This is a genomic window from Streptomyces sp. NPDC102467 (genome assembly GCF_044765445.1).
Classification (GTDB): domain Bacteria; phylum Actinomycetota; class Actinomycetes; order Streptomycetales; family Streptomycetaceae; genus Streptomyces.
Genome location: NZ_JBIWKA010000026.1, coordinates 37,209 through 57,564, shown reverse-complemented (window position 1 = coordinate 57,564; position 20,356 = coordinate 37,209). Strand labels below are relative to the sequence as shown.

19 protein-coding genes and 7 pseudogenes are annotated in these 20,356 nt (G+C 68.3%); 10 read left to right on the top strand and 16 right to left on the bottom strand.

Annotated features, from left to right (window positions below):
* Window positions 1-166: 166 nt before the first annotated feature.
* Entirely contained in the window at window positions 167-1,033 is an 867-nt protein-coding gene (locus tag ACIREE_RS38625) for a helix-turn-helix transcriptional regulator (RefSeq protein ID WP_404163392.1), read from the top strand.
* Between the two features lie 94 nt (window positions 1,034-1,127).
* Here ACIREE_RS38625 and ACIREE_RS38620 read toward each other — a convergent pair whose 3' ends face one another.
* Entirely contained in the window at window positions 1,128-1,295 is a 168-nt protein-coding gene (locus tag ACIREE_RS38620) for a hypothetical protein (RefSeq protein WP_404163389.1), read from the bottom strand.
* A gap of 26 nt (window positions 1,296-1,321) precedes the next feature.
* On the bottom strand, window positions 1,322-1,897 hold the full coding sequence (locus ACIREE_RS38615; RefSeq protein ID WP_404163387.1) for a TetR/AcrR family transcriptional regulator: 576 nt from the start codon (window positions 1,895-1,897) through the stop codon (window positions 1,322-1,324).
* A 188-nt stretch (window positions 1,898-2,085) separates the two neighbouring features.
* Between ACIREE_RS38615 and ACIREE_RS38610 the strand changes: the two genes are divergently transcribed.
* Both ACIREE_RS38610 and ACIREE_RS38605 read left to right on the top strand, forming a co-directional pair.
* Window positions 2,086-2,934, top strand: a complete 849-nt coding sequence (locus ACIREE_RS38610) for an SGNH/GDSL hydrolase family protein (RefSeq protein ID WP_404163384.1) — start codon at window positions 2,086-2,088, stop codon at window positions 2,932-2,934.
* Between the two features lie 173 nt (window positions 2,935-3,107).
* A pseudogene (locus tag ACIREE_RS38605) lies at window positions 3,108-3,872 on the top strand (ISL3 family transposase); the annotation flags it as partial.
* On the opposite strand, the pseudogene ACIREE_RS38600 reads toward ACIREE_RS38605, so the two are convergent.
* From ACIREE_RS38600 to ACIREE_RS38575, 6 genes and pseudogenes are all read right to left on the bottom strand, one after another.
* Window positions 3,827-6,066: pseudogene (locus tag ACIREE_RS38600) on the bottom strand (hypothetical protein); the annotation flags it as partial. The pseudogenes ACIREE_RS38605 and ACIREE_RS38600 overlap by 46 nt on opposite strands.
* Before the next feature lie 162 nt (window positions 6,067-6,228).
* The gene (locus tag ACIREE_RS38595; protein ID WP_404163382.1) at window positions 6,229-6,654 is read right to left on the bottom strand and encodes a hypothetical protein; all 426 of its coding nucleotides are present in this window, start codon (window positions 6,652-6,654) and stop codon (window positions 6,229-6,231) included.
* A gap of 335 nt (window positions 6,655-6,989) precedes the next feature.
* Window positions 6,990-7,385 carry an NUDIX hydrolase gene (locus tag ACIREE_RS38590; protein WP_404163379.1) on the bottom strand — a complete coding sequence of 132 codons (396 nt, stop codon included), beginning with the start codon at window positions 7,383-7,385 and terminating at the stop codon, window positions 6,990-6,992.
* 299 nt (window positions 7,386-7,684) lie between these two features.
* Window positions 7,685-8,293, bottom strand: coding sequence for an NUDIX domain-containing protein (locus ACIREE_RS38585; protein ID WP_404163376.1), 609 nt, complete (start codon window positions 8,291-8,293; stop codon window positions 7,685-7,687).
* 151 nt (window positions 8,294-8,444) lie between these two features.
* Window positions 8,445-8,813, bottom strand: coding sequence for a fic family toxin-antitoxin system, toxin component (locus ACIREE_RS38580; protein ID WP_404163443.1), 369 nt, complete (start codon window positions 8,811-8,813; stop codon window positions 8,445-8,447).
* Between the two features lie 390 nt (window positions 8,814-9,203).
* Window positions 9,204-9,722 (bottom strand): hypothetical protein, encoded by a 519-nt coding sequence (locus tag ACIREE_RS38575; protein WP_404163373.1) that lies wholly within the window; start codon window positions 9,720-9,722, stop codon window positions 9,204-9,206.
* Window positions 9,723-9,884: 162 nt separating this feature from the next.
* Here ACIREE_RS38575 and ACIREE_RS38570 point away from each other — a divergent pair, with 162 nt between their 5' ends.
* Together ACIREE_RS38570 and ACIREE_RS38565 are read left to right on the top strand one after the other, a co-directional pair.
* Window positions 9,885-10,562: an ankyrin repeat domain-containing protein gene (locus ACIREE_RS38570; RefSeq protein WP_404163371.1), complete on the top strand. Its 678-nt coding sequence runs from the start codon at window positions 9,885-9,887 to the stop codon at window positions 10,560-10,562.
* A 327-nt stretch (window positions 10,563-10,889) separates the two neighbouring features.
* A complete protein-coding gene (locus tag ACIREE_RS38565; protein ID WP_404163454.1) occupies window positions 10,890-11,387 on the top strand; it encodes a hypothetical protein in 498 nt (165 codons plus the stop codon).
* Window positions 11,388-11,527: 140 nt separating this feature from the next.
* Here ACIREE_RS38565 and ACIREE_RS38560 read toward each other — a convergent pair.
* Window positions 11,528-11,707, bottom strand: a pseudogene (locus ACIREE_RS38560) (IS5/IS1182 family transposase); the annotation flags it as partial.
* A gap of 415 nt (window positions 11,708-12,122) precedes the next feature.
* Here ACIREE_RS38560 and ACIREE_RS38555 point away from each other — a divergent pair.
* A pseudogene (locus ACIREE_RS38555) lies at window positions 12,123-12,785 on the top strand (IS110 family transposase); the annotation flags it as partial.
* Window positions 12,786-13,022: 237 nt separating this feature from the next.
* On the opposite strand, the pseudogene ACIREE_RS38550 reads toward ACIREE_RS38555, so the two are convergent.
* The 5 genes and pseudogenes from ACIREE_RS38550 to ACIREE_RS38530 form a co-directional block, all read right to left on the bottom strand.
* Window positions 13,023-13,190 (bottom strand): annotated as a pseudogene (locus ACIREE_RS38550) (transposase); the annotation flags it as partial.
* A 442-nt stretch (window positions 13,191-13,632) separates the two neighbouring features.
* Entirely contained in the window at window positions 13,633-14,538 is a 906-nt protein-coding gene (locus tag ACIREE_RS38545) for a hypothetical protein (RefSeq protein ID WP_404163368.1), read from the bottom strand.
* 57 nt (window positions 14,539-14,595) lie between these two features.
* Entirely contained in the window at window positions 14,596-15,486 is an 891-nt protein-coding gene (locus ACIREE_RS38540) for a fumarylacetoacetate hydrolase family protein (protein WP_404163365.1), read from the bottom strand.
* Window positions 15,483-16,262 (bottom strand): SDR family NAD(P)-dependent oxidoreductase, encoded by a 780-nt coding sequence (locus ACIREE_RS38535; RefSeq protein WP_404163362.1) that lies wholly within the window; start codon window positions 16,260-16,262, stop codon window positions 15,483-15,485. Before ACIREE_RS38535 ends, ACIREE_RS38540 begins: the two co-directional genes overlap by 4 nt.
* Window positions 16,259-17,368 (bottom strand): epoxide hydrolase family protein, encoded by a 1,110-nt coding sequence (locus ACIREE_RS38530; protein ID WP_404163359.1) that lies wholly within the window; start codon window positions 17,366-17,368, stop codon window positions 16,259-16,261. Before ACIREE_RS38530 ends, ACIREE_RS38535 begins: the two co-directional genes overlap by 4 nt.
* A 93-nt stretch (window positions 17,369-17,461) precedes the next feature.
* Between ACIREE_RS38530 and ACIREE_RS38525 the strand changes: the two genes are divergently transcribed.
* Window positions 17,462-18,388 (top strand): LysR family transcriptional regulator, encoded by a 927-nt coding sequence (locus tag ACIREE_RS38525; protein WP_329823996.1) that lies wholly within the window; start codon window positions 17,462-17,464, stop codon window positions 18,386-18,388.
* Here ACIREE_RS38525 and ACIREE_RS38520 read toward each other — a convergent pair whose 3' ends face one another.
* A complete protein-coding gene (locus ACIREE_RS38520) occupies window positions 18,389-18,841 on the bottom strand; it encodes a hypothetical protein (RefSeq protein ID WP_404163356.1) in 453 nt (150 codons plus the stop codon).
* 83 nt (window positions 18,842-18,924) lie between these two features.
* On the opposite strand from ACIREE_RS38520, the pseudogene ACIREE_RS38515 reads away from it, so the two are divergent.
* Together ACIREE_RS38515 and ACIREE_RS38510 are read left to right on the top strand one after the other, a co-directional pair.
* A pseudogene (locus ACIREE_RS38515) lies at window positions 18,925-19,240 on the top strand (transposase); the annotation flags it as partial.
* Between the two features lie 220 nt (window positions 19,241-19,460).
* Window positions 19,461-19,919, top strand: coding sequence for an SMI1/KNR4 family protein (locus ACIREE_RS38510; protein WP_404163441.1), 459 nt, complete (start codon window positions 19,461-19,463; stop codon window positions 19,917-19,919).
* A 3-nt stretch (window positions 19,920-19,922) separates the two neighbouring features.
* Here ACIREE_RS38510 and ACIREE_RS38505 read toward each other — a convergent pair whose 3' ends face one another.
* Window positions 19,923-20,132: a hypothetical protein gene (locus tag ACIREE_RS38505; RefSeq protein WP_404163353.1), complete on the bottom strand. Its 210-nt coding sequence runs from the start codon at window positions 20,130-20,132 to the stop codon at window positions 19,923-19,925.
* Between the two features lie 14 nt (window positions 20,133-20,146).
* On the opposite strand from ACIREE_RS38505, the pseudogene ACIREE_RS38500 reads away from it, so the two are divergent.
* Window positions 20,147-20,299 (top strand): annotated as a pseudogene (locus tag ACIREE_RS38500) (Tn3 family transposase); the annotation flags it as partial.
* Between the last annotated feature and the right edge of the window lie 57 nt (window positions 20,300-20,356).

Sequence of the window (20,356 nt, the reverse complement as noted above, 5' to 3'; positions counted from 1 at the left end):
TCGCCTTCTGCGGCCTTGGGGCCGACGGCACCCAGTCGACCGGGCTCGGCGGCACGGAACCAGGGCTCCCTTATCCACTGACCGGCAGGCCGTGGATAGCCCTCGTATCCCGGCGCGATACTGGCGAGGGAGACAGCAGTACCTCAGCGTTGCGGGAAGAGAGATCATGGACCGCTTGGAACTCGCGGAATTCCTCCGGAGCCGCCGTGAGGCCCTGCAACCCGAAGACGTCGGGCTGCCGCGGGGCCCCCGGCGACGCACGCGTGGACTGCGCCGGGAAGAAGTCGCCGAACTGTCCGGCATGTCCACCGACTACTACGCCCGCCTCGAACGAGGGAAGGGCCCCCGGCCCTCGGAGCAGATGGCCGCGGCGATCTCACGCGGGCTGCGCCTGTCCCTGGCGGAACGCGATCACCTCTTCCTGCTCACCGGCCTGGGCACACCCCGACGCGCCCTTCGCAGCGAGCACATCGGTCCAGGGCTCATGCGCATCCTCGACCGGCTTCAGGACACCCCCGCACAGATCATGGGCAGCCTCGGCGAGACCCTCGTCCAGACGCCGCCCGCCGTGGCGCTCTTCGGTCAACAGACCCACTACACCGGCCTGGCCAGAAGTAACGTCTACAGGTGGTTCACCGACCCCTCATCGAGGCTGATCTACCCCGCAGCCGACCACGCGGCCAACGGGCGCGTCTTCACCGCCCAACTACGTCGCGTCGCGACCCAGCAGGGCCCGCACGGGCAAGCCGCCGCACTCGCTCGTCAACTTCTCGACGAGAGCACGGAGTTCGCGGCCATCTGGAACGATCACCAAATCGGTCTCGGCTTCACCGACGAGAAACGCCTGATCCATCCTGAGGTCGGAGAACTCACCCTCCACTGCCAGCTACTCCTCGACCCCGACCAGGAACACGCCCTTCTCACGTTCACGGCGACGCCCGGTACGGAAAGCCACGACAAGCTGCAATTGCTGGCGGTCATCGGAAACCAGCAACTGTCCAGCAGGCAGGCAAGTCAGAGCGAGACGAGTTGACTTGCGGGAACCGCCGGACGGTGCTGCGGCGGTTCGGCTCGAACCCTCGGCCGGACCGTAGGGCAAGCGCAGCGTTCAGCGGTCGCAGCGTGTCTCATGGAGCGCTGTTGAGGCCGAGGAGGATCTCGATGAACGCCTGAAGTTCGGCCGAGTCGTAGTCCTTGCGCCACATCAGCGCGCCTTCGACGGGTGGTGCGTCATCGAACGGGACGAAGGCGATGTCCGGACGACCGTAGCAGCGCGCCGCCCGGAGGGTGGACACCGTGGCCCCTTGCTCGTTATAAGGGGTCACCGAAGGGGACGGACCACCGCTCGAACAAGGGCCTCCGCAGTCGCGCGCGGGGCGGCGGCGGCCCCCGGGCCTTCGGCGTAGTGGCGCAGGAACGCCTCGTGGAAGCATGCGCCGATCAGCAGGGACGCGGACGCGTCCGGGTCGGCTTCCAAAGCCACGCGCCCAAGCGCCTGTTCGGCCCTCAGATAGGCGGCGAAACCCGCGACCGCCTTGTCGGGGCCCCCGCCGTGCCGGCTCATGGCCACCCGGTGTTCTGCCAGCCGCTGGAGATCAGCGAGCAGTGCGCCCAGCATCGCGATGGACTCCTGGTAGAAGTCCAGGGCCGCGTGCGCAAGTTCGGCCAGATTCTCCTCCACGTCGCCTTCGCCAGGGCGGACCGAGACCCGGGAGAGGCCGGGCACCCGCTCCTCGAGAACGGCGAGCAGGAGTCGCTCCTTGTCTCCGAAGTACTTGTAGAGCGTGGGTTCCGAAACCCCTGAAGAGTGCGCGATCTCCTTGGTCGTGGCCTGTGCGACGCCGCGCGTCCGCAGGATCCCCGCGGCCGCGTCGAGGATTCGCTCCCGTGTGCTCACGCCGCCCCTCCTCGCTGATTGACAGGTTAGTGAACACTAGACACGATAGGGGCTAGTGTTCACTAACCCCCTGGAGGCAGCATGCGCACGACCTTCTCCGGTCCGACCAGCCACACCGGGCAACACCTCCTACGCCGGCCGGCCTCCCCGGCGGTCATCGTCCACACCGGCGTCCTGGAGTACTGATCATGAAGAAATGGAGCACCCGCAAGCGCGTCGTCATCGCCCTGTCCCTGCTGCTCACCGGCCTCCTCGGCACCGCGGGAGCCGTCGGATACCTCGCGTTCCTCCGGTCGCCCGCCAACTCTCCGGCCGAAGCCTGCGCCGACGGGCGCGAGCCGGGCGAAAGACCCGTCGTGGTCGCGGCGGGCGCCAGCATCACCCAGGGCAGCCAAGGTGCGGACTGGGTCGGCGCGCTTCGCGACCGCCCCGAGTCACGGCGCTACGAGTTCGTCAACGCCGGTGTCAACGGCAACACCAGCGCAGATCTGCGAGAGCGGGTCGACACGGATATAACGGCGTGCCAACCGGCCGCGGTCACCCTCCTGATCGGCACCAACGACGTCCGCAACGGCGTACCCGTCAAGGAGTACGAGAACAACCTCGGCGCGATCGTCGACAGCATCAAGACCCGGAGCTCCGCCCGGATCGGACTCATGTCCCTGCCACCACTCGGCGAGGACCTCGACGCCGCCCTCAACCAGAGGCTCCGCGCGTACAACGCGGCGATCAAGGCGACAGCGTCCCGCGCCGACGTGACCTACCTGCCCGTCCACGAGCAGATGACCGACTTCCTCCGCCGACACGATGGCGACGGGACGCCGTACGACTTCAGCTTCGCCCTTGCCTACGCCGCGGCTGCCGAGCACCACCTGCTCCGGCGCAGCTGGGACCAAGTGGCCCGTGGCAACGACCTCCAACTGCTCGTGGACCACATCCACCTGAGCGACCGGGGCGGCGCGATCGTCACGGACATCGCCGCCCAGTGGCTCGCCGCACCAGGAAAGGGAGCCGGGCCCGTTGACACGGCCGGTTGAGACAACGGCCCTCCAAGTCCCCCGAAGGGGCCGCGTCAGTCAGGGCATGGGGACGACCACGCCGGAACGGTCACCGATCGTGACACCCGCGGCAGACGCGAAGAAGGGGTGTGTCAACTTAACGGCCCTGTCTCATTTTCGGTGGTAACGGAGCGTTGCCGTGACTCGTTGGAATTCGTGTGAAGGATGTCAACGAGCTGGTGCAGACGGTCTTTTCGGGCCTGTCTCCGCTAGTCATCGAGGATGTGGTCGACGAGGGTGTGCGGATCGTGGTGAGGGCACGGACTCCGCGGCACACTGCGGTCTGCCCGGTGTGCGGTGCCTCGTCGGAACGCGTGCACGGCTATCACTGGCGGACCGTCGCGGATGTGCCGGTCGACGAACGACGGGTGGTGGTCCGCGTGCGGGTGCGGCGTCTGGTGTGTCCCACGCGCGGCTGCCGCCACACCTTGCGCGAGCAGGTGCCCGGCGTGCTGGACCGATACCAACGACGTACGACCCGTCTGACCGGCCAAGTCGAGGCTGCGGTCCAGGAGTTAGCGGGCCGGGCGGGTGCGCGTCTACTGGCGATACTGTCGGTGGGCCTGTCGCGTCACACGGCCTTGCGTACCCTGCTGCGGATCCCGCCTCCCACCGGGCGGGTACCCCGTGTGATCGGTGTCGACGACTTCGCACTGCGCCGACGACACCGCTACGCCACCGTGATCATCGACGCCGAGACGCACGAGCGGATCGATGTGCTGCCCGGCCGCACGGCCGACACCTTGGAGGCATGGCTGCGCGAGCATCCGGGCATCGAGACCGTCTGCCGAGACGGCTCGGCGACCTACGCCGAGGCCATCCGTCGCGCCCTGCCCGACGCGGTGCAAGTCAGCGACCGGTGGCACGTGTGGGAGGCGGCGTTGCGGGCGGCTTCGGCGTCGAGGGCCGCTTCGTCGGCGGAGTTGCGGGCGTCGGTGGCGTAGCCCTCGGCGCGGCCTGCTGCTGCATCGGCGGCGGCTGCGTCGGCGGTGGCCTGGCGGTCGTATTCGATGGTGCGGGTCAGGGACTGGGTTGCCTTGGATGCGGCCAGGGCGGCGTCGGCGGAGTAGCCGAGGGCCTCCTTGGCGTAGCCGCGGGCTTCGGCGGCGTAACCGGCCGCTCCGGCCGCTGCCTGGAGGGCTGCCTTGGCGTCGGCCGATGCCTTGTCGGCCAGAGTCTTGGCGAGGGCCGCTTCCTTCACGGCGTTCTTGGCGTGGGCGTCGGCGACCGCAGCCTGCTGCTCGGCGATGGACTTCGCGCCCTGTCCGGCCAGCACGACGAGACCGGCTGCGGAGTCGGTGGTGAGGTAGGGGGAGCCGAGCTGGATGGCGTCGTTGGCCGGGTTCGCGACGAGCGCCGCGGACTGGCGGGCATCGACCGCCACCTGGGCCGTCGTGTACGCGAAGCCGGCCGCCTTGACCGCCGCCACCCGTGCGATGACGGACTGCTTCAGTGCCTCGTTGGCCTGGGTCCTGGCCTCCTTGGCGTGCTTCTGGGCCTCGGCGGCGTCCTTGACGCCAGCGCCGCCTCGGCCGCCGCGTGCTTGGACGCGGCGATCGCGTCGGCGGCCGCACTGGTCGCGGTGCGCACCGCGGCATCGGCCACCAGCTTGTCGGCCTGCGCCGCATCCGAATCCGCACGGGCGCGGCTGGCGGCCGCCTCCGCGCGGGTGGCCGCGGCGTCCGCGTCTTCTGCCGCCTGGGTGGCGGCGTCGGCCGAGGCGCGGGCGTTCTTCGCCGCCGTTTCCGCAGTGGTGGCCTGGCGGTCCGCCTCATCGGCTGCCGCGCGCGCGGCGGTTGCCGCATCGCCCGCGTCCAGCGAGTCGGCGTAGGCGCCCTTCGCGTCCGCCTTCGCACGGGCGGCATCCGCCTTCTGCTCGGCGTCCCACGCGTCGTCCCGCTTGGCCTTGGCGTCGTCGCGCGCCGTCTCCGCGTCCTTGCGCTTCGTCGAGGCGGTGCCAGCCGCGGTCTCGGCCTTCTTCTTGGCGTCCTGCGCCGTGGTGTTGTAGCCCTCGGCGTCCTTGCGGTGCCGGGCGGCCTCCGCCTGCTTGGCGGCCGCTGTCTCCTTCTCCGCCTTGGCCGTCTTCTCTTCAGACTCGGCCGCCAGGCGCTTCTTGTGCGCGTCCTCCGCGACGGCCTTGGCGTCGCCTTCGGCGGTCAGGGCCTCCTGCAGTTTGTCCTCGGCGGTCTCCTTGTCCGCCTTGGCGTTGTCCCGGTGCTGCTTCGCCGATGCCGCGGCCCACTTGGTCTGGAGCTCGGCGTACTGCGCGGACTCCTTGCGGAACTCGGCCTTGGACTGCGCGGCCTGCGCGATGGCGCGCTGCGCGATCGTGGCGCTGTCGGCGGAGGAGGCGCGCGTGGCCGCCTCCGCCGTCGTGCCTGCGATGACCATCGCGTCCACCGCGGCCTTGATGCCGTGCGTGACCTGGGCCTTTTGCTGCGCGACCAGGAGACCGCGGCCGCGCGGCGCCCCGTTCGCGTCAGCGATGGTGTACGCCTTCTGCACCGCGGTGTCGCTGGCGGTCACCGCCGAGTTGGCCGTCGTCTGCCGCTGCTTGAGTACCGCCAACTGACTCTTTACGAGCACCTGCGCACTGACGAGGTTCCTCTTGGCCTGGAGGAACTGTGCCGCGCCGGGCTTGAATGCCTCGCCGCTGCCGGCACCGCCCGCCGACCAGTAGGACTGCCAACGGACTATGTGGTCGGCCACCCACGAGTAGCCGAGCATGTTGCCCAGGGTCTTCGAAGCCTCGACCAGGGCCGAGGTCGCGGTGGTGTTGGAGTTGAGGATCTCGTTGCGCTGGGTGGCCTGAGAGGTGATCTCCTGCTGCCACTCGGCCGCGGCCGTGCTCTGCTCCTGCCCCAGAACTTCGTCGGGGTCGATCGGGTCACGCCACGCGCAGGCGGCGGACCGGGTCTTGAGGTTCTCGACCGCGATCCGGAATTCGGCGCTGTCCGGCTGCGGCGCTGACGACGGGAAGTCGCCCGACTCCAGGAAGATACGGGCGTTGTCCGCGCCTGTCGGCTCCAGGCTCCGGTCCGTGAGGTAGTCGTACGCCTGGTGCCGTTCATAGTCAGGGCTCGTGCCGTCCGTCTCGCCGCCATAGAGCGGGGCACCAAGAGCCGTCACCGCGTTCTTCGTCGCCGTGTCGGCGAGCGGGGTGGGGTCCTCGTAGAAGTCGCCCTCGCTTTTCCAGAACCGGTCGGCATACCACTGACCGAGACCGGTCTGAGCGTAGAAGCCCTTCTTGTCGTCGCCTGTTGATCCGGGCGGTCAGTGGAAGTTCGCGTCGGTGAACCCGCCGGGCGTGTCCAGACCGGCGAGCTTGGACTGCCACCCGCTCATCTGCGTTTCGATGTCGTCCATCGCCTTGTCGGCGGTGGCGTGATCACTGTCGTAGGCCTTGCTGAGCGGGGTGTCTTCCCAGTAGTCGCTGTCGGCCGGCGTGTGCAGGGCGTCCGGCGTCTGGTTCAGGGCATCCTGCACCTGCGCGGCCATCGTCGTGCCGCCGAGCTGCAGCACCCCGTTCATCAGGCACTGGTCCTGCCGGAGCTGCTCATCGGCCGTGGTCTCGTACAAGTCCTGGCCGACCTTGGCCGTGCGGTCACCCTGTTTAGGCGTCAGGGCGCCAGGCTGTACGGCGAGCCCGGCCATCAGGGCCAGTGCGGTGACGCTGGTCAGCGCCGGCGCGAGCCGCACAACCCTTCGTCGTTTGCGCGCATCTAACCTTCTGCTGAGTCTCGACCCGAACCCCTTCGCGCACCGCCATCGGCGGCCCGCATAGGTCATGGCCTGACAGCTTCACCTCTGGGCGGCAGCGCGGTGCTCGGGTCGAGTGCACGACGGTCCGGTGTGAGGCGGGTCGTCGGGCCGCACCAACTAGGCGTGTTCTTCACTGATACGCCACAGGAAGATCACAATAAACACCAAGTAAGTGCATACAACAAGCGCTCCGCGGCAACCACTTCGCATAGTGACCAGCAGCCTCGCCACAGCACCACCGGCAATCACAAGCTGTGACTGGGCGGCTCATATCAGGGGAGGGCGGGCCCTGCCAGGTACTCCCACACGGGCCCGTACACGCCGCCGGGGATCCGCAGGGCCAACTCGTCCAGCGATACCCACTCTGCCGCCGACACCTCCCGCAGCGACGCCGGCCGAGCCTCGCCCCACAACCAGCGGCACATCACATACGTCACCCGCAGGCCGGTCACCGGATGCACCCGCTCACCGATCGTGGCGACCGGTTCGACGACGACACCCGCCTCCTCCAACGCCTCCCGCGCAGCCGCCCGTTCGGGAGCCTCGCCCGGGTCGATCTTCCCGGCGGGGAACTGCCAGACGAGATCGCCCGCCGGGACAGCCCGGCGGACCAGCAATACCTGACCCTCGTGCTGCACCACCGCAGCCGCGATCAGCGGCTCAAGCATCTGGATTCCTCAGCTCTCCCTCTGCAGAGCAGGCCACGAGGCGCTGCCGTAGCCGCGTGTACTCGGCTTTTATCTCGTACTTGGCACAATCCATTGGCAACCTCTTGGTCTCTCTGCGAGAGTCTGCCGCCGATGCCGAGGGCTTTCCCCTCTGCGTCATGCCCTGCGCCAGCCGGATCTGACCGATCGTCCCCAGCCGTCCTCGTCCTCCGCGCCTGCAACGGCTGGCGTGAGCCCAAATCCCTATGCTTGATCGCTCACCGAGGCTTCCCTCGCCCCTCGTGCCCGGACCCCGCTGTTCAGCACTGGCTTCTGCGGTGCTGCAGCTTGCGGATGAAGCGATGCATGTGCGGGTCCAGCCGCGTCGATGGCTCGATGAGTACCTGCTTCTCGGTCAGCCACCGGATGCCGTCGAACTCGCGCTCGTCGTAGGAGGTGATGCTGTTCCGGTCGGCGCTCAGCAGGTACCAGAGGGAGACGTCGGTGTGCGAGCCCGGGCCGCGGGTCGGCGTCACAGTGACGAAGAGTGGCTGCTCCCCAGCGAGGGGTGAGGCGGCGGCGTCCGTGTGGAGTTCCTCGCGGGATTCGCGGACCACGGTGTTCCACGGGTCCTCTCCGGGCTCCACATGGCCGCCGGCCGGCAGCCACAGGCCGGCCTTGCGGTGCGCGACCAGGAGCAGCTCCTGGCGGGCCTCGTCCTGGACGGCGAAGTAGCTCACCAGGTGCATCGCGGGCACGTCCGGCTTCCGGGTCCGGTGGAGGGGCGCCCCGCTGTCGGCCCACTGTGACGCGGTCTTCAGATGGGCGCGTTCCTGGTCGTCCCACGGCTCGAGCGCGTGCAGCGTGTCCAGCAGCCGGGTGCGCACGGGATCGCGGTGCGAAGGGTGTTGAGGCGGGTCTGCAGGCATCCGAGCATCGTGGCAGGGGGCACTGACATCCCGGCCCGTCCGCTCGTCGGCCGGCAACGACGAAGGGCCCATGCCCGGGGAGGGTGCGGGCGCTTCGTCTTGCCCCACACCTTCGTGAAGTCGCGTCCCGAGGAGTCTGGGGCGGGGAGGGTTATCGCCAGGTGCGGAGTTGTTCGGCGATGGTGGTTGCGGTGCAGCGTGGGTCGTACAGGTGCTGGGCGAGGGCGGTGAGTTGGTCGCGGGTGGGGTTGACGGGGATGTTGCTGGCGTTGAGGTACATGACGGCGACGGCGCAGGCGACGGTGAGGTTGGAGCGTTCCAGCCAGCGGCAGCGGCCCAGGGTGTGCACGAGGGCGGCGGCGCGGGCGAACGGGCCGCCGTAGACGGGCTGTTCGAGAAGTTCGGCGCGGTGGCGCTCCACTGCTGCGATGGGGACGCCGAGGTCGTCGGGGGCCGGGTCGCGGTGTCCGGCGCGTTCGGCGACCTCGAGGATCCAGGAGAGGTCGACGTGGAGGGACATGCTCACGCAGCGGCGCCCCGGTGGGTCTGCGCGGGGGAGTGGCCGTGGTTGTGGTCGAGGTCGTGTTCCAGGTGGTCGAGGAAGTCGCCGTGCTGGTCGAGGGTGCGCTGGGCGGCGGCCATGCCGGCGGCGCGCGGGCGCCGGTGGTGTCTTCGGCGATGAGTCGTTCCACGTAACGGTTGAAGTCGAGGCCTCGGGCGGCGGCGTCTTTGCCTGCGGCGAGGACGTCGGGGGCGAGGCGTACGTGGGTCTGTTTCCTGTCGCTGCTCACCCAGCACTGCCCACCCCGCACCGACCGGTGTACGAGGGCATCCTGGAGCCGCTGTTCCGCCTGGCAGAGGAAGTACCCTTCGACATCGCCCGGATCATCAAGCAGAGCTGAGTCCGACGTCAGCGGTCGTCGGTGCCCATGGTCTCGAAGGTCTCGCGCATCAACTGGTCGATCGTTCCAGGCTTTTCGGCCAGGGAGTCGAAGAGGTCGGCGAGCAGCCACAGCACAAAGCCGTGGACCATGGCCTCCTTCGGCGGAATCGTCCCGAAATGATCGCGCCAGGCCACGGTGTCCATGCCCATGGCGGCGGCCATGAGGACCCCGGTGGCCATCGGCACCTGCTCCGGGTCGGCCATCTCGAAGGTGGGCAGCTTGCGGATCACGGTGGGGATGAGGTCGTTGAGCGGGTCGAGCTGCTTCCCGCCGCCAGGCGGCTCGGCGATCAGGTACCCGGTCAGCACGCCCACCAGGAACACCGTGCCCCGGGAGACTTCCTCACGCCCGACGGAGTCCATCACGGCCTTCACCCGCTGCTGCGCTTTCTGGCGCTCCTTGGCGGGCGTCCGCTTCTCCAGGACCCGGTAGGTGTCCCACGCCGCACGGACCGCCTCATCCACCACTACACCGTCGCTGCTCATGAAGGCGACCGTAGGCGAGACGACGTAATTCGCGAAGACTGTCCGTGTCATCGAACCTGGATCGCTTGCCATCGAAGTTGGACGACCGGCAGTCGGAGGGTTGAGCGCCCCAGTTGTTCCCTCGGTTGTTCCCTCGGTCCGGATACGCGGAATGATCGGGATATGGACGTGGCGGATCAACTGGTGCGGTCGGCAGACGCCGGCGACGTGATTTCGGTAGCGCGGCAGCTGGAGCTGGGTGCTGCGGTGGACGTGCCGGGCACGGGCGGGCGTACGGCGCTGGATGTGGCGGCGGGGCGGGGACATGCCGATGTCGTCCGTCTGCTCATTGCTGCGGGAGCCGATCCGGAGCAGCGGGCGGGTGAGTACGAGGAGTCGACGCCGCTGTGCCTGGCAGCGATCCGTGGGCACACGGCAGTCGTGGGGGCTCTCCTCGATGCCGGCGCCCGTACCGGAGCACAGGGCAGGATGGGATGGGTGCCGCTGGTGCTGGCAGCCACGGCTGGGAACGAGGGGTACCCGGAGACGGTAGATCTGTTGCTGGACCACGGGGCGGATGTCAACGCGGTGATGAAGCGCAAGACGGCCCTCGACTGGGCGGCTGGGTTCGGACAGATACCCATGGTGCGACACCTGCTCAGCCGCGGTGCCACCCCATCGGCCAAGGCTCTGACCAACGCGTGTGAGCACACCGACCGCGATCCGGAGTGCCGGCAGACAACCGGGCGCATCGCCGCCGTACCGCTCGGGGCGGGCGCCACGACCGGCGCGGAACAGGTCGTTCGGCATCTACCTGAGCAGGATGATCCCGAGACGGAAGTCAAGAATCAGGCGCAGTGACCGAGCAGAATCTGAGCCGCCGGCCCCGTCCGACTTCGCTCCTACGAAACCACCGGTCGTCCAACTTCGATGGCAAACGGTGCAGATTCGATGGCACGGGACAAAGACAACGACGTAACTGAGACCTCGCATCCTTGTCCTTTGACGCGGAAGTTAGAAGCCGTTGTCTTTCCGGATCTGATCGTTGGGTTTCCGCTGTTCAGGCATGGTCCTGGTGTCGTTGCGGGAGGGCTCGGACGATCAGTTCGTTCTCGGTGATGCGGAGTTGAGCGGTGACATCGGTGATGGGGTTGGTGGAGGAACGGGAATCCGCTGCCCGGGGGGCGGGTGGAGGAGCTTCAGGCGGAAGCGGACCGGGTCCTTGCTGAACTCGGTGAGGCGGAGGCGGTGTTGGAGCGGAGGGCGATCGCTTGTGCGGAGCTGGCCGGGGCCCTGGTGGCTCCGGTCGAGGAGGCGGATGCGGTGGTTCCCGGCCCGCGGGAAGCATCGGTAGAGGTGGAGAAGGTCCCGGTCCCGGGGGCGCTGGTGCCGCGGTGGCGTCAGGGCCTGACGCTGGAGGCACTTGCGCCGGACTACCGGCGGATCGTGGAGTTGGTGGAGTCCGGTGGCGACAGCGACGCGGGGGTGCCGGCGAAGGAACTCGCGGCCCGGCTGGGCCTGGAGTTGGTGCCGGCGAAGATCGAAGGGGTGCGCTCCAGGGCGAAACGGTTGGTCGAGCGGGAGTGGCTGACAGTGTCGCCGTCAGGCCGGTTCATGCCGCAGCAGTCCACCGTGACTGTTTGGGTCGCGGACGAGCGGTCCGGCGGGCGAGGCGGCGGCTCATGAGCATGGCCTGCGAGAAGTAGATGAACGCCTCGCTGGACGCGGGCAGCGTCTCGAAGTCCCGCACCAGGCGGCGCGAACGCATCAGCCATCGTGCGCTCCACCACCCACCTTCTCGGCAGCACCACGAACCCTGTCATGTCGTCACTGCGTTTGCCGATCTGCAGGGTGAGCTGCAGCTTCTTCGCCCAGGTGACGAGGCGGCCGAAGTAGCCGCCGTCGGACCACACAAGCGTGATCCTGGTGAACCGGGCCCGCAGACGGGGAAGCATGCCGCGGGCGGCCTGCCGGTCGGTGACGTCCGCGGCACATACCAGCACCATCGACAGCAGGCCGAGGCTGTCCGTGATGACGTGCCGGCGCCTTCCGTTGATCTAATGGGCGGGAGTTGAACTCGTTAAAACACCTTCTCGATGCCGATCGCCGGCGTCAGCGCGACGTCCTCCGTTGATCCGGACCTTGCGTCCTCAAAGAAGACTGACGTGTGCTGGCGCTCGCCGTGGACATCGAGGGCCCACTTGATCACCGATGATGATCGTGGTCCAAGCCCCCTGCGGCGACTACCTCTTATGTGCTCGGGAGCCACCAGCTCCGATCAAGACCGAGGGCCCCGCAGGTCGCTGGGGTCATGAACGGCTAATCGGATGTCGGGCCATCGAGCACTTCCATTAGAGGGACGCATGCCCTGCACGGCTGTGACCAGCCACAACATAGGTTCGATGAGGAAGCGTGAGGCGAGTGAGAGCGTTCTGCGGCATCGACTGGGCCAGCGACCACCACGACATAGCCGTCGTCGACGAATCGGGATCGCTACTGGCCCGCGCTCGCATCGATGACTCTGCGGAAGGGCTCGACCAGCTGCTTCAGCTGCTCGCCGAGCACGGAGATAGTCCGCAGGATCCAATCCCAGCAGCCATTGAGACCTCCCGCGGTCTTCTGGTTGCCTGCCTTCGGGCAACGGGCCGCCCCATCTACGCCATCGACCCGATGGCCGCCGCCCGGTACCGGGAGCGTCACACAGTCTCTCGCAAGAAGTCCGACCACCTGGACGCCATGGTGCTGGCGAACATTCTCCGCACCGATGCCGCCGCTCACCGTGTGCTTCCCACAGACTCGGAGGTGGTCCAGGCCGTCGCGGTCCTTGCCCGTGCCCAGCAGGACGCCGTCTGGGACCGAACCCAGGCTGGCAACAAGCTGACCTCCCACCTGCGCGAGTACTTCCCCAGCTATCTGGCCGCCGTCGGGCACCGCCGCGAGGGCATCTATCACCCCATAGCCCGCGTGCTCCTGGCCGCGGCGTCGACCCCGCGCCAGGCAGCCAAGCTGCCCCGGGTGCAGTTGCGGGCCGTGCTGAAGAAGGCCGGCCGCAGGAACACCCCGACCTCGCGAGAACCCCGTCTTGCCCTGGCCGCTTGACACGTTCTTCGCATCGGATGTCTTCTTGCCGCCGTCGTAACCGCGTGACGCGGCGGGAACCGAGGCCGCGCCCTTGACCGACTGCGAGTCGATGACCGCCGCGGCCGGCTCCGCCTCGCGCCCCTCGGCCGTGCGGACCCGGCCGCGCAGCCGGTCGTGAAACTCCCTGGCCGGGCCCTTCTTCCGCCACCTGCGGAAGAAGGCATACGCCCGGTCCCAGTCCGGGAAGTCCGCGGGCATCGCACGCCACTTGATCCCGTTGTCGGTGACATAGCGGATCGCATCCAGCATCTGCCGGTGGCAGTAGCCCTCCGGCTGCCCGCCCCGGCCCTCCAGGCAGGCCGGCACCGGGAGCGCGTCCCGCACCACCACCCACTCCGAATCTGTCATATCGGACGGATACCGCCGCACCCGCTCCGGCCGGTCAGCCGCGTTCCCGAACCGGTGCGCGAGACAATCACACGCCGACACGCGGGAGTTGTACGCGACAGGCACGATTACGCGAGACGGGAACAACAGGGCCTCCCTGCACTCGAGTTGGCTTCGCAACCCTCGTGCTGCACCGGAGGCCCTGCCTTTATGCACCCGTCGGAGAAGATCACCCGCACAAGCGCGATGTTCGACCTCAACCGACCTCATGATCCATACGGCAACGGCTTCTGAATCCGGCGTTTACTGCGGCACCGCGCTGGCGAGCCGTCAGTCGCACCGGACGTCCGATAAGCGGAATCGCTGCTACCGATGATCGGTGTGCCGTCGGCCCCCGCGCCCGGTTCGGCCCTCAGCGTCACCCTGCTACTGTCCGTTCGTCGCGGTTACCCGAGAACGGGGCCTACCTGGCGGCCTCCGGATCGGCGGACTGCGTGTCTCCCCTCTCCACGCGGAAGGGGTATGTTCTGGCTGCGGTGAACGCGTCGTGGATCGGCATGATGAGCGAGGTGAGGCGACGGATGTTGGCGTCGCCGATCGGCGTCCACAGCGCCGCGCAGTGCTCGTCGGTCTCGACCTCGATCTGCTCGCGCGCCGCGATGCCGGCATCGGTAGCGGTGCCGTCGGCGTTGAGCCAGCCGCGAGCGACGAGGCGTGTTGTTGCCGCAGCCACCTCCTCGTCGTCCCACAGCCGGGTGGCACGCGCGATCGCTTCCGGGAAGTGACCTGTCGCGGTTTGCAGAACGTTGCAGTCACACGGCCCGAGGTCGTTGGCGGCGAGCACGGTGACATGCGCGTCGCCGCGCCACTCGCGCAGCACCGTGATCTGCTGCCATAGCGCGACGAGCGGATCGGCTGGGAGGGGGACCGAGGCGTTGGCGGCAGCCATCGTCTTCCCGGCGTAGTCGGCGCTCGCGACGACCGGGTCGATCAGCGATCGTGCCTCGGCGATCTGATCGGCGGTGAGGCTCACGTCGACGCGCTGCAACGCACGATCGACGGCTGCGAAGCGAGCAGCCTGCCACTCCTGTGGCGTCGCTGTGTCCCACACGCCTGCCATGACCTGCACCGACCGCGGGCTGAAGTTGTAGAAGGCCGCGAGTGTGACCTGCCATGGGACTGCGCCCATCGGGGCCGACCGGAACGCGAAGTACGCCGGTCCGTACTCGGTTACGCCCAGCTTGGCGGCCTCTTCCGGTGCCTCGGGGATGAAGTAGACGAACAGGTGCGTCGCGTTGATGGTGAGGCTGACCTTGCGGACGGCGTTCAGATCCATGTCAGCGCGAGCGAAGGTGCTGGCGAGATGCATTTCGGTGGTCTCCCGACAAGTGGAGGGGTCAAGATCGTTTTTGGTGCATCCGGTACGTCAGGACGGCTCTGGCACGGTGATCCGTGCGGAGATCGCGCCGAGTTCCTGCACTTCGATCCGGACCGTGTCTCCCGGTGCCAAGTAGCGGCGGCGGCCGGACAACTCCTGGATGCAGCCGGTGCCCACGGGGCCGCTGGCGAGGATGTCACCGGCTCGCAGAAGGGTGCCGCGCGACGCGTGCGCCAGCATCTCGCCGAACGACCAGTGGATCTCGTCCCAGCTGCCGCCGCCGTAATGCTCATCGTTGACGTACCCGTCCATCCGCAGGGCATAGCCCTTGCCCGAGCGGTAGGGCTCCAGTTCGTCGGGGGTGACGAGGAACGGGCCGAGGCTGGTCGAGGCGTCTTTGCTCTTGGACGGGCCGTACACGAACCCCATCTCGCTCGCGGAGATATCGCGTGCGCTCCAGTCGCAGTAGACCAGGTAGCCGGCGATGTGATTCTCCGCCGTGGCGGCGTCAAGGTTCGAGCAGTCCCCGGCGATCACCGCGGCGACCTCGACCTCGTAGTCCCACAACTGAGCGCCCGGGGCGATGGGGACCTCGTCGTGCGGTCCCTTGATCGCCGCCGGGTTGGAGAAGTAGAAGAGCGGATACTCGTACCAGACCGGGCTGACCCTGCCGTCGCCAACGGCTGCCTTACCCGCGTTACTGATGTGACGTTCGAACGCGGCAAAGTCCCGGACCGCCGGGGGCACAGGTATCGGCGCCAGCAGGTCGGCCGTAGCCAGCTCGACGATCTCAGACGGTTCTCTGGTTGCGGCGGCCTCCAGCCCGCCTTCGGCGCGCAGAAGCTCCAACAGGCCCAAGCCCATGGCGCGGATCCTGTTGTCGTGCACCACGCCGCAGCGCGTGGAGCCGTCGGCGGAGCGGTAGCTGACCCACTTCATCGGGCAAGCACCTCCCGGGTGTAGTCGTAGAGCCGCCGCGCGTCGGCGAGGGAGGATGCCTGAGGGTTCAGGGGGACGGCGTTTCCCTCGCTCACGGCGACGGGGTGGCCCGGGGCGCCGGAATCCAGGAACGGCAGGATCTCCTTGACGGCGGTCTCCACGGATTTACCGGTCGCGCGAAGACGGCCGATCTGCGCGGCCTCGGCCTCGTCGTAGTCGCCGGCGAAGCTCGTGGCGACGGTGCCGGGGAAGGTGTTCACGTACCGGATGGCGGGGTGACGGCCGACGAAGTCGACCGCGAGCGCAGCGTTGAGGATCCCGGCCTGGATCATCGCGGTGAGGCCGTGGTACTGCGTCCGCTGCTGAAGGTCGTCCCAACGTGGGGGCCCGAAACGCCCGGCGCCGCCGAAGTTGAGCACGACCGGATCCGCGGCGCGGCCGAGTAGGCCGGCCAGGCCGTGGCTGAGCAGGAAACGGCTGAGGTAGGTCAGCGCGAAGTTGGACTCCAGGCCGTCGGCGGTCTCCGTACGCCTGGAGCGCTGGAACCGGGCACCCAGGACGAGGACGTCGATCGTGTCGAGCTCGGCGGAGAGCCGGTTGATCAGCCGCCTGTTCTCGTCAATGAGCTCCAGGTCGGCCCGGATCAACCAGGCGCCGGGCTCGGCCTTGGCCTTGTCGGTCCCGACGACCACGACCTGGCCCCCACGCTCGAGGTAGATACGGGCGAGGCCGCGCCCGATGCCGTCCGTGCCCCCGGTGATCACGACCGTCTTCATGCGGCCACCGTCCGCGCGAACTTGACGATCTCCTCGACGAACAGCTCAGGCTGCTCCAGGGCGGCGAAGTGGCCCCCCGCGGGGATGTCGTCGTTGAAGTAGCGCAGGTCGTGATAGGCGCGCTCGGCCCAGATGCGCGGGGTACGCGTCAGTTCGTCCGGGAAGACGCTGACCCCGACGGGAAGGTCCAGCTCGCTCAGAGCGAGCGGCTGCCGGGCGTACTCCCAGTACAGGCGGGCGGAGGAAGCAGCGGTGCCGGTGAACCAGTACAGGGAGATGTGGTCGAGGATCTCGTCGGGGGTGAGGGCGTCCGGCCGGGCCCAGTCGAGGAACTTCTCGTAGATCCAGGCGGCCTGCCCGGCCGGGGAGTCGGTCAGGGCGTAGCCGATGGTCTGCGGCCGGGTGCGCTGCACGACGTGGTATCCGGAATGGACGGCGAAGAAGCGGCTGCCCTGTTCGAGTGCGGCCTTCTCCTCAGGGGTCGGGGCGTCGCCGACCGGTGGTGCGGCGAGGAACTCAGGGAAGTTGACGTGGATCGCCCGCAGGCCCGTCAGGCGCTGCGCCCCCATGCGGGTCGCGACGACACCGCCCCAGTCGCCGCCCTGGGCCAGGTAGGAGTCATAACCGAGGCGCCGCATGAGCACGCCGTACGCGCGGGCGATCCGGTCCGGGCCCCAGCCTGTCGAGGCGGGTTGGTCGGAGAAGCCGTAGCCGGGCATCGAGGGGACGATGAGGTGGAAGCCGTGCTCGGTGAGCGGGCCGACGGTCTTGAGGAACTCCAGGAACGAGCCCGGCCATCCGTGCAGCAGCAACAGGGGGGTGGCGTCGGGGCGGGGTGAGCGTACGTGCATGAAGTGGAGGCCGAGACCGTCGATGGTCGTGCGGAACTGGCCCAGCTCGTTGAGTCGCCGCTCCAGATCGCGCCAGTCGTACCCGGTGGCCCAGTACTCCAGCAGCCCCTCAAGGCGCTCCCGCTGCACCCCCTGGCTGCTGTCCGGCGCTGTCTCCCGGCCGGCAAGGCGTACCCGGTGGAGCCGGTCCTTCAGATCCTCCAGGGCACTGTCCGGAATGTCGATACGAAACGGTGTCACGCTATCCGATGTCATGGTCACACGGTGCGGCCGCGACGAGCGCGCAGTCCAATGATTGTTCCGACACATGTAATACAGGCTGCGTATAAAGCCAGCTAGAGTGGGGTTGTGTCCGAACGTTTCCCCGCACCCGTGGACCTCGACCTCCGGCTGGTGCAGTGCTTCACGGTGGTCGCCGAGTACCAGCATTTCGGCCGTGCCGCCGAAGCGCTGCACACCACCCAACCGTCGCTGAGCCGGCAGATCCGCCGCCTCGAACAGCAAGTGGGCGTCCGCCTGCTCGACCGCACCACGCGCGGCACCCGGCTCAGCGAGGCCGGCGAGGTTTTCCTGCCCCGGGCCCAGGGGGTGCTGCGCGCCGCGGTCGAGGCGATGGCCCGCACCCGGGCCGCAGCCCGGCCCAGCAGCATCACCATCGGCTACACCAAGGGGCTGGTCATCACTCCGGCCGTGCGCGCCCTGCTCGACCGCAATCCCGATGCCGAGGTCCACACCCGCCTGCTCGCCTGGAACGACTCGCGCGGCGCGCTGCTGGAGCACCGCGTCGACGCGGTGGTGACGCGCCTGCCGTTCCCCACTGACCAGCTGCGCGTCACCGTCCTATACGACGAACCGCGCGTACTGGTCGTGCCCCGGGACCACCGTCTGGCCGGCAAGGAGTCGGTCACCCTCGGCGACATCGCCGATGAGCCGATCCCCCACGTACGCCAGTCCGACCCGTTGCTGAACGCCTACTGGCGGCTCGATCCCCGGCCCGACGGGCGGCCCGCGCCCGACGGCCCCCTGGTCGAAGCCCTTGAGGACAAACACGAACTCATCGCCGCCGGGCAGGCCGTGGCCATCGGGCCGCCCCTCGACCACGCGACCGGCCTGCATCCCAGCCTCACCACCGTCCCGTTGCACGGGGTCGAACCGAGCCAGGTCGTACTCGCCACGCGCACCGGCGACCGCAGCCGTCTGGTCACCGCTTTCCGCAAGCATGCCGAAGCTCTGCTTACCGGAACCCACCGTGCTGGACCGATCCGCACGACATGATCAGCGGCAGCTCCGCCCGCATACACAAGCGATCATGGCCCGTGCCTGGTCTGTCGCCACAGCGTCCCGACGAGATCGGGGATCTCCTCCGGGGACGTCCTGCGCACCGCTGAACTGGACGACGCCGAGCAGGACCGCCGGGGTGACCCTGCCCTCAAGCCGCGTCGCGACCTCGTCCACGGGCGCCTCCTCGTCCAGGCCCTGAAGGGCCTGGCGGACTTCGGCGGTCATGGCCGCGGCCTTCGTGAGGGCCTCCTGGGCCGGGCCGCCCTCGTCGATGTGCTTGAGCACGGTGCGGTAGTTCCCGATCGCCTCGACGATCTCCCGCTCGGCGAGCCGGATCTCCTCCAACTCCTCGGGTTCGGCGGCGCGGGCGTAGCGCTTGACGGTGTTCAGCGCGAGGCCCAGGCGGGAGTAATGCTCAAGACCTGTGGATCGGGGCTCGGGTGGCACGCGAAGGGCGTACCTTGCCGAGTGATCGATTGAAGGTCACCGAGTAGGCCGGCGTTCGCAGCGCCGGTCGGGAAGGCACGCCCGTGCTCACGGTGGTCAATGCTGATGGTTCCACGCCAAACGGCTCCCTGATCGACGAGATCGTCCGCGAGGGCACGAGGCGAATGTTGGACGCCGCCCTGGAGGCGGAAGTCAGCGCGTACATAGCCGAGTTGGCCGGTGAGCGGGACGAGAGCGGTCACCGCCTGGTCGTGCGTCAACGGCCATCACCAGCCGCGGAAGGTCACCACATCCCCCGGAGTCGTCGAGGTCAAGGCCCCGCGCGTGAACGACAAGCGCATCGACGAGGCCACGGGCGAACGTAAGCGGTTCTCCTCGGCGATCCTGCCGCCCTGGGCCGGCCTTGGGACTGGTAAGCCCGCATGTCATCGAGTCGCGTATGCCAGCGACGAAGGAGTGACTCGTCACTTTGGGTGTTGCCGGTGCGGGTTGAAGGCAGCTCGAACCCCGGGAGGGTCTCTGTGGTGGGGGTGGAATGATCTGGACCATGGATCGGCTCCCGTACTCAGCTGCTTGGTTATCGCGATGGCGTGAGGAGATCACGGACGCGTTGAGCACGATGGTTTCGACCTTCGAGGAGACGCACGGCTTCGCGCCCGGCGGCAATGAGGTTCGCGTCGCCGATGCGGACGACCGTTGTGCTGCCCGTGACTACGCCCGGGAGTCTCTGGGGTTCGATGATCTGCTGACGTTCTACGAGTCCATCGGCGAGGTTGTCCTGTCGGATGTGGGCAATGGCTACTTCATCCACTCGGCGCGTGATGTTCTGCACCGGCTCGCAGAGGAGGGCTATGTCTTCATCCCGGAAGCTGATGATCCTCACGGCATGGTGATCGGCTCGGACGGAGGGGGCATCCTGTTCGTCGCCGACTGGGGCGGCGCGATCCACCGGTCCCGGACGGCTTCCCTGGACGAGGCGGAGTTCGACAGGGTCGCCAATGATCTGCCGGAGTTCCTTGATCTCCTCCGCAGGTCCGTAGCCCGATTCGTGGAAACGGGTGAGCCCGGCTACTTGTAGGCACTATCGGCTGTGGTCACCGGGGGCGTATCGGCTCCAGGTTCCGCCGGCTTCGGTGACCAGGCGGGTGGTGGTCTTGTCGTGGTAGCCGAGCGCCTTCGCGATGACGGGGGCCGGGGCTTGGAGGACGAGTTGGCGGATCGCGGCGGTCCTGCCGCGCTGCGGTGGGACGCCGATCTTTCGCAGGTGGACTTGGAGACTGACCGGATTCATCGGCTGTCCCGGCTCATGGCAAGCGCGGCACCATCCACCAGGCGTACCGCGACGGCATGGAGGACCAGCTCGGCTCGCTCGGCCTGATCCTCAACGCCATCGTGCTGTGGACCACGAAGTACATCGACGCCGCCGTTGCCCAGCTCCGCGCCGATGGCCACGAGATCGTGCAGACGCGGATCCCCGGACGTACACGACCGTGGCCGATCACCTCGACGAGGGCC

What these genes read in the sequence shown, in the direction of transcription:
- ACIREE_RS38610 (WP_404163384.1), top strand. Translation starts at nt 2,086, where the DNA reads ATGAAGAAATGGAGCACCCGCAAGCGCGTCGTCATCGCCCTGTCCCTG.
- ACIREE_RS38535 (WP_404163362.1), bottom strand. Translation starts at nt 16,262, where the DNA reads ATGAAGACGGTCGTGATCACCGGGGGCACGGACGGCATCGGGCGCGGC.
- ACIREE_RS38505 (WP_404163353.1), bottom strand. Translation starts at nt 20,132, where the DNA reads ATGAATCCGGTCAGTCTCCAAGTCCACCTGCGAAAGATCGGCGTCCCA.
- ACIREE_RS38575 (WP_404163373.1), bottom strand. Translation starts at nt 9,722, where the DNA reads ATGAGCAGCGACGGTGTAGTGGTGGATGAGGCGGTCCGTGCGGCGTGG.
- ACIREE_RS38540 (WP_404163365.1), bottom strand. Translation starts at nt 15,486, where the DNA reads ATGAAGTGGGTCAGCTACCGCTCCGCCGACGGCTCCACGCGCTGCGGC.
- ACIREE_RS38570 (WP_404163371.1), top strand. Translation starts at nt 9,885, where the DNA reads ATGGACGTGGCGGATCAACTGGTGCGGTCGGCAGACGCCGGCGACGTG.
- ACIREE_RS38585 (WP_404163376.1), bottom strand. Translation starts at nt 8,293, where the DNA reads ATGCCTGCAGACCCGCCTCAACACCCTTCGCACCGCGATCCCGTGCGC.
- ACIREE_RS38580 (WP_404163443.1), bottom strand. Translation starts at nt 8,813, where the DNA reads ATGTCCCTCCACGTCGACCTCTCCTGGATCCTCGAGGTCGCCGAACGC.
- ACIREE_RS38530 (WP_404163359.1), bottom strand. Translation starts at nt 17,368, where the DNA reads ATGACATCGGATAGCGTGACACCGTTTCGTATCGACATTCCGGACAGT.
- ACIREE_RS38545 (WP_404163368.1), bottom strand. Translation starts at nt 14,538, where the DNA reads ATGCATCTCGCCAGCACCTTCGCTCGCGCTGACATGGATCTGAACGCC.
- ACIREE_RS38625 (WP_404163392.1), top strand. Translation starts at nt 167, where the DNA reads ATGGACCGCTTGGAACTCGCGGAATTCCTCCGGAGCCGCCGTGAGGCC.
- ACIREE_RS38510 (WP_404163441.1), top strand. Translation starts at nt 19,461, where the DNA reads ATGGTTTCGACCTTCGAGGAGACGCACGGCTTCGCGCCCGGCGGCAAT.
- ACIREE_RS38590 (WP_404163379.1), bottom strand. Translation starts at nt 7,385, where the DNA reads ATGCTTGAGCCGCTGATCGCGGCTGCGGTGGTGCAGCACGAGGGTCAG.